This window comes from Streptomyces sp. NPDC059668, assembly GCF_042734135.1.
Classification (GTDB): domain Bacteria; phylum Actinomycetota; class Actinomycetes; order Streptomycetales; family Streptomycetaceae; genus Streptomyces.
Genome location: NZ_JBHWEL010000036.1, coordinates 17,858 through 31,438, shown reverse-complemented (window position 1 = coordinate 31,438; position 13,581 = coordinate 17,858). Strand labels below are relative to the sequence as shown.

Sequence of the window (13,581 nt, the reverse complement as noted above, 5' to 3'; positions counted from 1 at the left end):
GCCGCCCCGCTCCCTCATGCGGCGTCCGGCTGTTCGCCCCCCGACAGGGCGGCCAGCGCGGACGCCACCGCGTGGGAGGCACCGAGGTCGAGCCGGGCGCTGGTGCCCCGTGCCCGGTGGCGGACCTCGGCGGCGGCCAGGGTGAGCAGTTGCGGCAACAGGTCGGTGCACCGCCGGGCCACCCATCCCGTCCCCGCGGTGGCCAGCCACCACAGGCTCGCCGAACGGGTGGGCGCGGGGAACTCGGGTTCGGCCGACGGGCCGGGCCCGCCGGCGAGGCCCCGGTGCGCGAGGGACGCGTGGAAGCGCACGGCGAGCTGCCGGTGCCCGCGCTCCCCCGGGTGCAGCCGGTCGGCGCTCCACAGCTCGCGGTCCGTCAGCCAGGCGCCCTCCGCCGCGTGCACGTGCACGGCCCCGTAGCGCTCGGACAGCGCGTGCACGACCGCGTTGACGGCCCGCTGGCGCCGGGCCAGCGGACGGGCGAGCGCCCCCGGCAGCCCGAGCATCGCCCCGGGATCGGGCAGACAGGCGGTCAGGAGCACGGCGCCCTGGTCCCGGAAGGCCGCGTACACCGCGTCGAGCCGGACGGCCACGGCGTGGATGTCGAAGGTGCACCGCAGGGTGTCGTTCACCCCGATGACGACGGACACCACGTCCGGCCGCAGGGCCAGTGCCTTCGGCGTCTGCCGTTCCAGGACGTCGCGCGTCTGGGCGCCGCTCACCGCGAGGTTGGTGAACTCTACGGACGCCCACGGGCCGTCCGACGGTCCGCCGGACGCCCCTCCCGAAGACCCGTCGGCGAACCCGTGGACGGGGGAGGGTTCACCGGCCGTCCCCTTGGCGAGCCCACGGGACACTCCCGCTCCGGCCCCGAGCCCGGCCGGTACCGCCCCGAGCCCGGCCGGCACCGCCTCGGGCACACCGCCCGGCACTTCCTCGGGCACCCCGCCGGTCAGCCCCTCGGCGAGCAGCGCTGCCCAGCCCCGCCAGGCCTCTCCCACGGGGTCGCCCACACCCTCGGTCAGCGAGTCCCCGAGGGCCACGAACCGAAGGGGTCTCATCCGACGCCCTCCTGAAGGCGGGGCCGCACCTCGACGGTCGCGTCGTGCGCCGCCAGGAAGGCCTTCACGGCGGTGTCCCAGCCGAAGCACTCGGCACGCGCGCGTGCCGCTTCCCGGCGCTCGGTCTCGGTACGTCCCAGGAGCAGCCGCACGGCGTCCGCGAAGGAGTCACCGCTGTCCGCGGCGGTGGCCCCGGCGGACCCGACGATCTCGGGCAGCGCGGACAGGGCGCTGGCCACCACGGGGGTGCCGCAGGCCATCGCCTCCAGGGCGGCGAGCCCGAACGTCTCGGCGGGCCCCGGCGCCAGACAGACGTCCGCCGAGGCCTGCAGCGCGCCGAGCAGCGCGCGGTCGGCGACATGCCCGAGGAAGGTGACGGGCAGCCGCCGTTCCGCGGCCCGCTGTTCGAGCCGGGCCCGCAGCGGTCCGTCTCCCGCGACGACGAGCACAGCCCGCTCGCCCCGCCGCAGCAGCGCCTCCAGCGCGTCGAGTGCCGTACCGGGCCGCTTCTCGACGGACAGCCGGGAGCACATCACCAGCAGGACCTGGTCCGCGCGCGCGTACCGGTCGCGCACCGCGGGGTCGCGCAGCGTGGGGTGCCGGCCGGCCAGATCGACGCCCAGCGGGGCCCGTACGACGTTGCGGGCGCCGATGCGGACGAACTCGCGCTCCGCGAACTCCGTCGTGCACACGACCCGCGCGTAGGAGTGCGCCGTACGGATGTTGAGGGCGTCGGCGGTCCTGCGGGCCATGGCCTCGGAGAGTCCCCAGGTCCGCAGGACGCCGTCGGCGGTCTCGTGGGAGACCATCACCGCGGGCACCCGGGCCCGCCGCGCCCACACCCCGGTCCAGCGCAGGGTGGTCCGGTCGGAGACCTCCAGGCGGTCGGGGGCGAGCGACTCCAGGAGGCGGGCGACGCGCCGCTTGTCCGTGAGGACGCGATAGCCGCCCGTTCCGGGCAGCAGCGGACCGGGCAGGGTGATCACCCGTCCCTGCTCGGTGTCGGTGTCGCTCACCCGCTCTCCGGGGATGACCAGGACCGGCTCGTGCCCGGCGGCCCGGTAGCCGGCGCCGAGCTCCCGCAGGGCGGTGCGCAGGCCCCCGGAGGAGGGGGCCACGAAGTTGGCCAGCCGTACGATGCGCAGACTCATGCCGCCACCACCGTCCGCGCCGAGAGCACGTCGGCGTAGTGGTCGATGAGCTGGTCACCGACGGCCGCCCAGGTGCGGCCCTCGACGGTGAGGCGCCCGGCGGCGCCGTACTCGGCCCGGCGGGCCGGGTCGGCGGCCAGGGCCGCCACGGCGTCGCGTACGGCGGTCGCGTCGCGGGGCGGCACCAGCAGCCCCGTACGGCCGTGCGCCACCAGGTCCAGCGGTCCGCCCGCGGCGGGCGCGACGACGGGGACACCGCTGGCCATGGCCTCCTGCACGGTCTGGCAGAAGGTCTCGAAGGGCCCGGTGTGCGCGAAGACGTCCAGCGAGGCGAAGATCCGGGCGAGTTCGTCGCCGGTGCGCCGCCCGAGGAAGACGGCGCCGGGCAGCGCCTCGCGCAGTGAGGTCTCGCTGGGCCCGTCGCCCACGACCACGACGCGTACGCCGTCCAGGCCGCAGACCCCGGCGAGCAGTTCGACCTGCTTCTCGGGAGCGAGCCGGCCGACGTAGCCGACGATCAGCTCGCCGTTCGGCGCCAGCTCACGCCGGAGCGCCTCGTCCCGGAGGTCGGGACGGAAGCGGACGGTGTCCACACCGCGCGGCCACAGCCGTACCCGGGGCACACCGTGTGCCTCCAGGTCGTGCAGGGCCGCGCTGGAGGGCGCGAGCGTCCGGTCGGCAGCGGTGTGGACGGAGCGGATGCGCCGCCAGGCGGTGGCTTCGCCGGCACCCATGTACGTACGGGCGTATCCGGCCAGGTCGGTCTGGTAGACGGCCACAGCGGGGATGCCGAGCTTGGCGGCGGCCGCCATGCCGCGCACGCCGAGGATGAAGGGGCTGGCCAGGTGGACGACGTCCGCGCGGTGTTCGGCGAGGGCGGCGGCGACGCGTCGGCTGGGGAGGGCGACGCGGACCTGGGGGTAGCCCGGGAGCGGAATGGAGGGGACACGGACGACGGGGCACGGCGAGAGGGCGTCGGGCCCGCCCCCGACGGGGGCACCACCCTCTTCGAACGAAGCCGCGAACTTGGGGGAGGTGGCCGGAGCGACGACAAGGGGAGCGTGACCGCGATCGACGAGGTGCCGGGCGGTCTGGAGCGCGCAGTGGGCCACGCCGTTCACATCGGGGGGAAAGGATTCGGTCACGATGACGACTCGCATACCGGTGTTCTCGCCGTGCTGGACGTGGTCGCGTCAACGTGGATCTTTCCTGCCGGGGAACGGCCCGTGAGCGTTGTCTCGCACACCTGTCCAGGTCAGCCCGCGGCCATGCCCTCACGCCCCCCGAGTCACCTCTCGTTCATACGGCGGGTGCGTCGGGCCCGATGCGGCTGCGTACGGCCGTCTGGACCTCCGCCTCCTCGGCCGGATCCGACGCGAGCCGGCGCAGTTGATCCACGACGCGGGCGTCACCCGTCTCGGCGTGTCGCGCGGCCACCTCCCGGGTCGACTCCTCGCAGTCCCACAGGCACTCGACGGCGAAGCCGGCGGGGAAGGAGGGGTCGGTGGCGGCGAGCGCCCGGGCGGCTCGCCCGCGCAGATGGGACGAGGCGGTCTCGCGGTAGATGTGCCGCAGTACGGGGGCGGCGCAGATGATGCCGAGCCGCCCGGCGCCGTCCACCAGGGTCCACAGCGTCGGCGCGTCGGGGCCCTCGCCGCGTACGGCCTCCCGCAGCGCGCCCAGGACCAGTTCGCTGTCCTTGGTGCCGCCGCGGCAGGCGAGCATCCGGCCGGCGGCGGCGCCCAGGGCGTCGGGCCGGTGCGCCCAGCCGCGCGCCCGGTCGACGGCGGCGACACTGCGCATACGTTCGAACGCGTCGACGGCGGCCTCCGCGACCGCCACCGTGCCGTCGCCCACGGCGGCCTCGATCAGCGCCAGGGCGTCCGGATCGTTGCTGTCGGCGAGATAGCGCAGGGCGGTACACCGGGCTCCGTCACCGCCGACCCGGGCGGCCTCGACGATCTCGGGCCGGTCCTCGGGGGCCGCGACGGCCGTCAGGCAGCGCGCGGCCGGCACATGGAGTGCCGCTCCGCGGTCCAGGCCCTGCTGCGCCCACTCGAACACGGCTCGTACGCTCCACCCCGGGCGGGGGCCGGCCGGCCGCATCTGCCGCTGCCAGCGGTCGAAGGAGCCCTGCTCCTGGGCCGCGCGCACGCGTGCGGAGATCGCCGCGCGGGGATCGTCGGCCCACAGCCGCCAGGGCCGGGGTTCGAAGGCGTCGCGCACCTGGGCGGAGAGCGCGGCCTCGCCCTCCGGGTCGGCCGGGAAGCGGGCGAGCACGGGCTCGGCGAGGGCCCGCAGGCCCGCGTCGTCGTCGCGCAGGGCCAGCTCGTCCAGGGCCCAGGCCCAGTTGGTGCCCGAGGCGGCGTACGCGCGCAGCAGCAGGAGGGCGTCCCGCCTGCCGTACGAGGCGAGGTGCCCGAGGACCGCGAGGGCGAGCCCCGTGCGTGACTCGCAGTCGTCGAGGACGTCCTCGGCGTCGAAGAGGTGCCGCTCGATCTCGTCGAGCTCACCGCTCAGATCGAGGTAGAGACGGGCGTAGTACAGGGAGCGGTTCTCCACCTGCCAGTCGTGGCGGGGATCACTCAGCACACAGTGGTTCAGTGCCGCGAGCGCCTCGGCCCGCGGTGCGGTGAGCGCGTGCAGCGTGCCGTCGCCGCGGCCCCTCTGGAGCAGGCCGAGCAGCGTTCCGCTGGGCGCTATGACCGGATCGAACATGGGAAACAGCCTCACATCAAGCGTCGACGCAACCGGGAACCTGCATTACCTGGCCGCGTGACAACACGTCGGAGCGTCCGCCGTTTCTTGCTTGCTGTAGACCATCTTCCTCTGCCTCTCGTCGGTGGCCCATGCGGGCCGGATCACGGCCCGCGCGGTGCGGCAACACCTGCCCAGCCATCGCGTCCGTGAATCACGACGTCATGATGACTCGGCAGTTCTTCCTGCCGCGACCGTATTTCCGGCGGCCCCGTACCGCCTCCCCCGTTTTCCTTGTCGTGCCTGGTCAGCGCGGTCGGATCAGCGCGCTCCGAACAGTTCGAGCAGTTCCGTCCTGCCGAACATCCGGGCGGTGTCGACGGCCGAGGGGGTGCCCGCGGCCGGATCGGCGCCACTGTCGAGGAGTGCGCGGATGACCGCTTCCTCGCCCTTGAAGACGGCCCCGGCGAGCGGCGTCTGCCCCCGGTCGTTGATCCGGTCGGCCTCGGCGCCGCGCTCCAGGAGGGCGCGCACCGCCCCGGCGTGACCGTGGTACGCGGCGAGCATCACCAGGGAGTCGCCACGGTCATTGGTGAGGTTGGCCGGAACGCCGGCGTCGACGTACGCCACGAGCGCCTCGGTCTCGCCCCGGCGTGCCAGATCGAAGATCTTGGTCGCCAACTCGACGACCTCGGGGTCGGGGACTTCACTCATCGGCCGGACCACCTCTCACAACGGCGACAACGACAGGAACGGCGACAACGACAACAGCAGCGACGACAGCAACAACGGCAACGACGACGACAACCACGACCGAGCACGGACTGCCGGAGCCTACGACAACGCGCGGAGTGTCATGCGCAGGTTCGTACGACAGCGGGATGTGCGGCCGTACGGGTGAATCGTCAGGGTACTGGCTCCGGCGGCACATGACCGGCCGCCGCCGAGGCAAGGATCACCACGGTTCCACCGGGAGAAACCGGGCGACAACGGGATCCGTAGGACCCACCCCTTCCTACCGGAACAGCTCAGCCGATCGAGTGAAATCACAAGAAATCGACCCATTTGCACCTTTTATCGTATGGATACATCCTGTGATCCTGGAACAACTCATGGTGACTGTCCCCACGAACCAGGAGAGCACAAATGATTCTGTCCATGTCAGGCGTCGTCCTGCTCGGCATCATCGTCTTCCTCTTTTTCCGCAAGGACGGGCTCAAGGCGTCGCACGCCATTGTGGCCGCGCTCTTCGGCTTCTACCTCGCCAGCACGGCCATCGCGCCGAGCATCAAGGCCGGGGGCGAGAGCCTGGCGAGCCTCCTGGGCGGGATCAAGTTCTGACGCCCCCGCCCATCGCACGCACTTTCAGGAGACAGCAGTGGCCCGGCGCCCCCTCCCCCGCATCCTCAGCAACGGCAGCGCACAGATCGCCCGAAGCCGGGAGCTGGCCCGGACGGCAGCCGACAGCGCCACCGACGTCCTCCAGCCGCTGATCACCATCGCCCGTGGACTGCGCCGCCTGGCAGCCGCCGGACAGCGCAAGTGGGCCGAGACCCCCAAGGACGGGCGCGGGCCGCTGCTCTTCCTGGCGGCCTCGGTGATCCTGGTCGTGGCACTGGTGCCGTACGGACCGCTGCTCGCCGCCATCACCCTGATGGCGGCGGCAGCCTGGTACGGCCGCGACCGCACCCCGGCGGCGCCCACGGGCCCCGACGAGGCGCAGGTCCGGCGCCTCCAGTCGCTCTACGAGGCCCTCGTCCCCTACTTCTCCGTGGCCGAGGACCCCGCTCCCCTCTACGCCCACGGCGGCGACTGGGAGAAGGTCTTCCCCACCCACGAGTTCGACGACGACGGACGCGTCTGCCGCCTCCTCGTCCGCTATCCGGCGTACTTCATGGACGGGGAGGCGGTCTCCCGGGCCCGGATCGAGCAGCTGCTGCAGGCCAAGTCGGGCCGTGGCCGTGAGTACCACTTCGCGTGGGAGCAGGAGGGCAACGAACTCACCGTCACCGTGCTGCCCCCGCTGCCCACCGACATCGCCGCCCAGCGCTTCGTCACCGCGCCCGGTGAGACGGTCCTCGGTTTCACCGACCCGGCCGACGTCCAGCGCACGCTCCCCCTCGGCTTCGGCGAGGCCCAGCGGGACGTGCCGCCGGTCGTCTGGCGCACCGGCGCCCGCTCGACGGAACCGCACCTGCTGGCCGCCGGCGAGCCGGGCAGCGGTCTGTCCACACTGATGCGCTCCATCGCCCTCCAGGCCCTTCAGTACGGCGATGTGGTCATCGTCGACGGTGGCGGCACCGGCGAGTACGCGTGCCTGACCGGCCGGGACGGTGTGCTCGCCGTCGAGTCCGGCCTCGCCGGAGCGCTCGCCAGTCTGGAATGGGCGGCGCACGAGACGGAGCGGCGGCTGATCTCCGCGAACCACGCGCGGCAGGCCGGTCATCCCGCCCCGGACGACACCAAGAACCCGCTCTGGATCCTGCTGGACAGACCGGGCACGCTGGGGCACCTCGCCGCCGCCGACGGCCACCGTGACCCCCAGGACCTTCTGGAAGTGCCGCTGCGTCACGGGCGCGCGGCGGGCGTCACGGTCGTCGTGGCCGAGCAGTTCGACTCCCTCGACTCCCTCGGTGAGGCCGTCCGCCAGCACACCCGCGCGCGCGTGGTGCTCGGTACCGCGACGGCCCCGCAGTTGGAAGCGGTGCTCGGCGCACCGCCGCACACCACCCCGCCCCAGATCGTGCCGCCCGGCCGCGGGTACGCCCGGCTGGGCACCGGCCCCGTCCTGCGCCTCCAGGTCCCGGCCACCCCGGACCCCTATGACGACGCGACGAACGAGACGCAGCGCCGCGCGGTCCTGGACCTCCTCCCGGACCGGACGGCGCCGGCCGGCCCCGAGCCGGTCCCGGCCGCGGCGGAGCCGGCGGGGGCGGAAGGCTGAGCCCTTCCCGGACAACGGGTGGCCCACGACGGGCGGGCCGGCCACGCCGACCCGCCCGCCTTCTGGTGCCGGTGGCCCGATCCCACGGGCCAAAGGGCGTCCAGAAGGCGTCCGAAAGGCATTCCCGAGGACTCCGGACCGCGGAGTCCAGCGTCGGGTCGGTGCGGAGCCTCGGTGCGGGGACGGGCGGGAACGGCCTGGGCCGGGTCTAGGCCACGAACGTGCGCGGACCCTCGCTCCCCGCGTTCGCCCCCGTCTCCACCAGCCTCGCTGCCGCGGCCAGCCGTACCGCCGCCTCCTGCGCGACCGCACCCCCGACCGTGAACGGCAGCCGCACATACCCCTCGAACGCCCCGTCGACCCCGAAGCGCGGCCCGGACGGCACCCGCACGCCCACCCGCTCGCCCACCTCGGCGAGCCGCGACCCCGACAGTCCCCCGGTGCGCACCCACAGCGTCAGGCCGCCCCGCGGAACGGAGAACTCCCAGTCGGGCAGTTCCCGGCGTACGGCGGTGACGAGCGCGTCCCGGTTCTCCCGGGCCTGCTCCCGCCGGATGGCCACCGCCTGTTCCCAACCTCCCGTGCTGAAGAGCCAGTTCACGGCGAGCTGCTCCAGCACGGGCGTGCCGAGGTCGGCGTACGCGCGCGCGGCGACGAGACTGCGGATCACGTCGGGGGCCGCTCGCACCCAGCCGATCCGCATCCCCGCCCAGAACGCCTTGCTGGCCGACCCGACCGTGATCACCGTGGACCCGGCCGGATCGAAGCCGCACACGGGGCGGGGCATGGAAAGGCCGTCCTCCAGGTACAGCTCGCTCATCGTCTCGTCGACCACCAGGACGGTCCCGGCGGAACGGGCCGCGTCCACCAGCCGGCGACGCTGGTCCTCGTCGGCCAGGGCCCCGGTCGGATTGTGGAAGTCGGCGACGACATAGGCGAGCCGGGGCGCCGCGTCGCGCAGGACCTGCCGCCAGCGGTCCATGTCCCACCCGGCGAGGCCCTCGGCCATGGCGACGGGCACGAGCCGTGCGCCGGCCTCCCGCATCAGCTGGAGGATGTTGGCGTACGAGGGCGACTCGACGGCGATGCGCTCGCCGCGCCCGGCGAACAGATGACAGATGGCGTCGATCGCGCCCATCGCACCGGTGGTCACCATGACCTGCTCGGGCATGGTCGGAATGCCCCGCCTCGTGTACCCCTCGGCGATCATCGCGCGCAGCGCGGGCAGCCCCGCCGGGTAGTCGCCGTGCGTGTGCGCGTACGGGGGCAGTTCCTCCAGCGCGCCCTGCACGGCACGGGTGAGCCAGGGCTCGGGCGCGGGCAGCGACGCACAGCCGAGGTCGATCATGGAGCCCAGTGCCTCGGGGGGCAGCGGCTCCAGACCACGCGCGGGCAGCGGGTTCCCGGCGGGCACGGCGGTCCAGCTGCCGGCTCCCCTGCGCGATTCCAGGAAACCTTCGCCGCGCAGGGCCTCGTAGGCCGCCGCGACCGTCGTACGGCTGACCGACAGGGCCAGCGCGAGTTCCCGCTCGGCGGGCAGCCGCGCGGCGACCGGCACCCGGCCCTCCAGCACGAGCAGCCGCACACCGTCGGCCAGCGCGCGGTAGGCGGGCGGACGCCGGGTGCCCGGCCCAGGGGGGCGTTCCTGCTGGGAGTTGAGCAGCCGGGCGAGCTGCGCGGCACCCATCGCCGATGTCCACTGAGCCATGATGTCCAGTCCACCTTCCCCGGATTGGCCTTGGATGGCGTCCTCCATCAAGCCACAGAATGGCATGTGCCAGGCCACTGGCACCACCGCACACGTCACGACAGGCACCACCCAGGGGGGAACGTCATGTCCACATCCGCCGACTCCGCGCCGGCCGGCCCCGCGGCCGGCTCCTCGGCCGCCGACCCCGCACCACCCGCGTCCCCGCCACTCGACTCGACGCCGGCCGGGTCCCCGGACACCGGGCCGGCGCACACCGAGCCCACCCGGCCCGGCGGGACCGGCCGGCGTCTCCCGCGGCGCCTCGTCCAGCTGTACGCGGGCCTCGCGCTGTACGGCGCGAGTTCGGCCCTGCTCGTGGAGGCGGGGCTCGGCCTGGAGCCCTGGAACGTGCTGCACCAGGGGCTCGCCGAGCTGACCGGTCTGACGATCGGCGTGGTGTCGATCTTCGTGGGCGCGGCGGTGCTGCTCCTGTGGATCCCGCTGCGTCAGCGGCCGGGCCTCGGCACGATCTCGAACGTGTTCGTGGTCGGCATCGCGATGGACGGCACGCTCGCCCTGGTACCGGACACGCACACACTGGCCGTGCGCGTCCCCCTGATGCTGGCGGGCATCGTGCTGAACGGACTCGCGACGGGCCTCTACATCTCCGCCCGTTTCGGTCCGGGTCCGCGCGACGGTCTGATGACGGGTCTGCACCGGCGTACGAACCGTTCGATCCGGCTGGTGCGCACGGTCCTCGAAGTCGCCGTCGTCGCGACCGGTTTCGCGCTCGGCGGCACGGTCGGCATCGGCACGGTGCTGTACGCCGTCGCGATCGGCCCCCTCGCCCAGCTCTTCCTGCGGGTGTTCGCCGTCCGCCGGGCACCGACCGGCAGCACGGTCGTTGCCGCCGGTCAACCGGAGGGCGCGATACTTCCAGGGTGAGCACGCGCATACGCCATCCGTACCTGGACCACCCCGGCCCGATCGCCTTCGCCCATCGCGGCGGGGCGGCGGACGGCCTGGAGAACACCGTCGCCCAGTTCCGGCGGGCGGTCGCGACGGGCTACCGCTACATCGAGACGGATGTGCACGCGACGGCGGACGGCAGGCTCGTCGCCTTCCACGACGCGACCCTCGACCGGGTGACGGACGGCGCGGGCCGCATCGCGGAGCTCCCGTGGGAGGACGTGAGCCACGCGCGCGTGGGGGGCCAGGAGCCCGTTCCCCTCTTCGAGGAACTCCTCGAGACCTTTCCCGAGGTGCGCTGGAACGTGGACGTCAAGGCGGAGCCCGCGCTCCATCCCCTGCTCAACCTCATCGGCCGCACCGACGCCTGGGACCGCGTCTGCGTCGGCTCCTTCTCCGAGGCGCGCGTCTTCCGCGCCCAGCGCCTGGCCGGTCCCCGGCTGGCCACCTCGTACGGCACCAAGGGCGTGCTGGGGCTGCGGCTGCGGTCGTACGGCATACCGGCCGCGCTGCGCGACTCGGCGATCGCCGCCCAGGTGCCCGAGTCCCAGTCGGGCGTGCCGGTGGTCGACCGGCGCTTCGTGCGCGCCGCCCACGCGCGCGGCCTGCAGGTCCACGTGTGGACGGTGAACGATCCCGATCGCATGCACCGGCTCCTGGACCTGGGAGTCGATGGCATCATGACCGATCACATCGACACGCTGCGCAGGGTCCTGGAGGACCGGGGCACCTGGGTCTGAGCCCTCTCGCGCGGTCCGTCCAGCGTTGGTCCAGCGGGAAGCGAGGGGCACGGGTGCGCACCGACACCGTGCGGGCACGGGCGACCGACGAGGTCGCCGGACGACGCCGTGAGCAGCACGGCTGGTACTTCTACGACTGGGCCTGCTCCGTCTACTCGACGAGCGTGCTCACCGTGTTCCTGGGTCCCTATCTGACGGCCGTCGCCAAGCACGCGGCGGACGCGGACGGATTCGTACACCCTCTCGGGGTTCCGATCCGGGCCGGGTCCTTCTTCGCGTACTCGGTCTCCGCCTCCGTGATCCTGTCGATCTTCGTGATGCCGATGGCCGGCGCGGCGGCCGACCGTACGGGCCGCAAGAAGCCGCTCCTCGCCGCCTCCGCCTACCTCGGCGCCGCGGCCACGACGGGCATGTTCTTCCTGGACGGGGACCGCTATCTGCTCGGCGGTCTGCTGCTGGTCGTCGCCAATGCCTCGGTGGCGGTGTCGATGGTCCTCTACAACTCCTACCTGCCGCAGATCGCGCCGCCCGAGGAGCGCGACGCGGTCTCGTCCCGCGGCTGGGCCTTCGGCTACGCGGCGGGCTCGCTGGTCCTGATCGCCGACCTCGTGCTGTTCACGGCCCACGACTCCTTCGGCGTCTCCGAGTCGACGGCCGTCCGCATCTGCCTGGCCTCGGCCGGCATCTGGTGGGGCGCCTTCACGCTCGTACCGCTCAGGCGGCTGCGCGACCGCCGTACGGCACCCGGCGGACGGGCGCCGGCCCACGGATGGCGGCAACTGGCGGCCACCGTGCGCGACATGCGCGGCAAACCGCTCACCCTCTCCTTCCTGTTCGCCTACCTGGTCTACAACGACGGCATCCAGACGGTGATCTCGCAGGCGTCGGTGTACGGGTCCGAGGAGCTGGGCCTGAGTCAGTCGACGCTGATCGTCGCCGTGCTGCTGGTCCAGGTGCTCGCGGTCGGAGGCGCGCTCGGCATGGGCCGGCTGGCACGCACGTACGGGGCCAAACGGACCATTCTCGGTTCACTCGTCGCCTGGACGGTGACACTCGCCGCCGGGTACTTCCTGCCCGCCGGCGCGCCGGTGTGGTTCTTCGTCCTCGCCGCCGGCATCGGCCTCGTCCTGGGCGGCAGCCAGGCCCTCTCGCGCTCCCTGTTCTCGCACCTCGTACCGGGCGGCAAGGAGGCCGAGTACTTCTCGGCGTACGAGATGAGCGACCGGGGGATGAGCTGGCTGGGGCCGCTTCTGTTCGGTTTGACGTACCAGCTGACGGGAAGCTATCGGGACGCGATCATCTCGCTCGTGGCCTTCTTCGTCATCGGATTCGTGCTGCTCGCGAGGGTTCCGGTGGGGCAGGCGATCCGCGACGCGGGGAATCCCGTACCGGACAGGATTTAGCACCGGAGGCCAAAGGACGGTAGTGTACGCGTTTGGCCTGCCAGGCGTACCGTTACTGCGCGTCAAAGATACTGAAGCGTTGGGTGACATCTGCTGCCAGATGTGACAAACCGGGTGCCGGTGGGTACAACAAGGGGCGGCTACGACGGCGACGCATGACCCGGAACGGGAATCTTTACCGCCGACCGGACGTTGACCGGATGACGACGACAGCGACACCTGTCCTGTGGGCGACAAGCCCGGGAGGCACGATTCATGAGTGAGCGAGCTCTTCGCGGCACGCGCCTCGTGGTGACCAGCTACGAGACGGACCGCGGCATCGACCTGGCCCCGCGCCAGGCCGTGGAGTACGCATGCGAGAAGGGGCACCGGTTTGAGATGCCCTTCTCGGTCGAGGCGGAGATTCCGCCGGAGTGGGAGTGCAAGGTCTGCGGGGCCCAGGCACTCCTGGTGGACGGCGACGGCCCTGAGGAAAAGAAGGCCAAGCCCGCGCGTACGCATTGGGACATGCTGATGGAGCGGCGCACCCGAGAGGAACTCGAAGAGGTCCTCGAGGAGCGCCTGGCCGTTCTGCGCTCCGGCGCGATGAACATCGCGGTGCATCCGCGGGACAGCCGCAAGTCCGCGTAGCCCCTCCGGGGGCTGGGTGGCATACACCGCACGCCGAGACCGCGAGCGCCGTACGCACTTCGTACGGGGCCCGCGGTCTCGTGCGTTTCGCGCCGCGGGTGACGGGGGTGGGCGATGGTCCCGGGCGGCGCGCCCGGGGGCCCGGCGGGACGGATCGCCTCCGGCGGGGAGCCTGACCCGTTGACCCCGGGCGTCGCGCGGAGCGGATGGCCTCCGGCGGGAGCCCGGCACGATCATCCGGGGGCCCGGCGGCACGGGTGGTCTCCGAGGTAAGCCTGCCTGCCCGCTGTCGCGCC

General features: G+C 73.0%; 12 protein-coding genes. 6 read left to right on the top strand and 6 right to left on the bottom strand.

The features are described 5' to 3' along the window. Positions 1 to 14 precede the first annotated feature (14 nt). From ACFV2J_RS24500 to ACFV2J_RS24480, 5 genes are all read right to left on the bottom strand, one after another. On the bottom strand, positions 15 to 1,061 hold the full coding sequence (locus tag ACFV2J_RS24500; RefSeq protein WP_385082169.1) for an SGNH/GDSL hydrolase family protein: 1,047 nt from the start codon (positions 1,059 to 1,061) through the stop codon (positions 15 to 17). Further along, positions 1,058 to 2,212 carry a glycosyltransferase gene (locus ACFV2J_RS24495; RefSeq protein ID WP_385082170.1) on the bottom strand — a complete coding sequence of 385 codons (1,155 nt, stop codon included), beginning with the start codon at positions 2,210 to 2,212 and terminating at the stop codon, positions 1,058 to 1,060. Before ACFV2J_RS24495 ends, ACFV2J_RS24500 begins: the two co-directional genes overlap by 4 nt. After that, positions 2,209 to 3,372, bottom strand: a complete 1,164-nt coding sequence (locus tag ACFV2J_RS24490) for a glycosyltransferase family 4 protein (protein ID WP_385082172.1) — start codon at positions 3,370 to 3,372, stop codon at positions 2,209 to 2,211. Before ACFV2J_RS24490 ends, ACFV2J_RS24495 begins: the two co-directional genes overlap by 4 nt. A 139-nt stretch (positions 3,373 to 3,511) precedes the next feature. Then, positions 3,512 to 4,930 carry a HEAT repeat domain-containing protein gene (locus ACFV2J_RS24485; protein ID WP_385082173.1) on the bottom strand — a complete coding sequence of 473 codons (1,419 nt, stop codon included), beginning with the start codon at positions 4,928 to 4,930 and terminating at the stop codon, positions 3,512 to 3,514. Between the two features lie 300 nt (positions 4,931 to 5,230). Continuing rightward, complete coding sequence (locus ACFV2J_RS24480; protein WP_385082174.1) at positions 5,231 to 5,623, bottom strand: ankyrin repeat domain-containing protein; 393 nt, start codon at positions 5,621 to 5,623, stop codon at positions 5,231 to 5,233. Positions 5,624 to 6,055: 432 nt separating this feature from the next. Here ACFV2J_RS24480 and ACFV2J_RS24475 point away from each other — a divergent pair, with 432 nt between their 5' ends. Beyond that, positions 6,056 to 6,250 (top strand): hypothetical protein, encoded by a 195-nt coding sequence (locus tag ACFV2J_RS24475; protein WP_148007883.1) that lies wholly within the window; start codon positions 6,056 to 6,058, stop codon positions 6,248 to 6,250. A 37-nt stretch (positions 6,251 to 6,287) separates the two neighbouring features. Continuing rightward, positions 6,288 to 7,853: a hypothetical protein gene (locus ACFV2J_RS24470; protein ID WP_385440554.1), complete on the top strand. Its 1,566-nt coding sequence runs from the start codon at positions 6,288 to 6,290 to the stop codon at positions 7,851 to 7,853. A 208-nt stretch (positions 7,854 to 8,061) separates the two neighbouring features. On the opposite strand, the gene ACFV2J_RS24465 is transcribed toward ACFV2J_RS24470, so the two are convergent. Continuing rightward, complete coding sequence (locus ACFV2J_RS24465; protein ID WP_385093860.1) at positions 8,062 to 9,561, bottom strand: PLP-dependent aminotransferase family protein; 1,500 nt, start codon at positions 9,559 to 9,561, stop codon at positions 8,062 to 8,064. Positions 9,562 to 9,687: 126 nt separating this feature from the next. On the opposite strand from ACFV2J_RS24465, the gene ACFV2J_RS24460 reads away from it, so the two are divergent. From ACFV2J_RS24460 to ACFV2J_RS24445, 4 genes are all read left to right on the top strand, one after another. Continuing rightward, a complete protein-coding gene (locus ACFV2J_RS24460) occupies positions 9,688 to 10,488 on the top strand; it encodes a YitT family protein (protein ID WP_385093857.1) in 801 nt (266 codons plus the stop codon). Then, on the top strand, positions 10,485 to 11,252 hold the full coding sequence (locus tag ACFV2J_RS24455; RefSeq protein WP_385093854.1) for a glycerophosphodiester phosphodiesterase: 768 nt from the start codon (positions 10,485 to 10,487) through the stop codon (positions 11,250 to 11,252). Before ACFV2J_RS24460 ends, ACFV2J_RS24455 begins: the two co-directional genes overlap by 4 nt. A 53-nt stretch (positions 11,253 to 11,305) precedes the next feature. Continuing rightward, the gene (locus tag ACFV2J_RS24450) at positions 11,306 to 12,655 is read left to right on the top strand and encodes an MFS transporter (protein ID WP_385093851.1); all 1,350 of its coding nucleotides are present in this window, start codon (positions 11,306 to 11,308) and stop codon (positions 12,653 to 12,655) included. Positions 12,656 to 12,910: 255 nt separating this feature from the next. After that, a complete protein-coding gene (locus ACFV2J_RS24445; protein ID WP_003977404.1) occupies positions 12,911 to 13,285 on the top strand; it encodes an RNA polymerase-binding protein RbpA in 375 nt (124 codons plus the stop codon). Positions 13,286 to 13,581 lie beyond the last annotated feature (296 nt).

Coding starts and splice junctions, on each gene's coding strand:
- ACFV2J_RS24480 (WP_385082174.1), bottom strand. CDS start 5,623: ATGAGTGAAGTCCCCGACCCCGAGGTCGTCGAGTTGGCGACCAAGATC.
- ACFV2J_RS24495 (WP_385082170.1), bottom strand. CDS start 2,212: ATGAGTCTGCGCATCGTACGGCTGGCCAACTTCGTGGCCCCCTCCTCC.
- ACFV2J_RS24485 (WP_385082173.1), bottom strand. CDS start 4,930: ATGTTCGATCCGGTCATAGCGCCCAGCGGAACGCTGCTCGGCCTGCTC.
- ACFV2J_RS24490 (WP_385082172.1), bottom strand. CDS start 3,372: ATGCGAGTCGTCATCGTGACCGAATCCTTTCCCCCCGATGTGAACGGC.
- ACFV2J_RS24500 (WP_385082169.1), bottom strand. CDS start 1,061: ATGAGACCCCTTCGGTTCGTGGCCCTCGGGGACTCGCTGACCGAGGGT.
- ACFV2J_RS24445 (WP_003977404.1), top strand. CDS start 12,911: ATGAGTGAGCGAGCTCTTCGCGGCACGCGCCTCGTGGTGACCAGCTAC.
- ACFV2J_RS24465 (WP_385093860.1), bottom strand. CDS start 9,561: ATGGCTCAGTGGACATCGGCGATGGGTGCCGCGCAGCTCGCCCGGCTG.
- ACFV2J_RS24475 (WP_148007883.1), top strand. CDS start 6,056: ATGATTCTGTCCATGTCAGGCGTCGTCCTGCTCGGCATCATCGTCTTC.
- ACFV2J_RS24460 (WP_385093857.1), top strand. CDS start 9,688: ATGTCCACATCCGCCGACTCCGCGCCGGCCGGCCCCGCGGCCGGCTCC.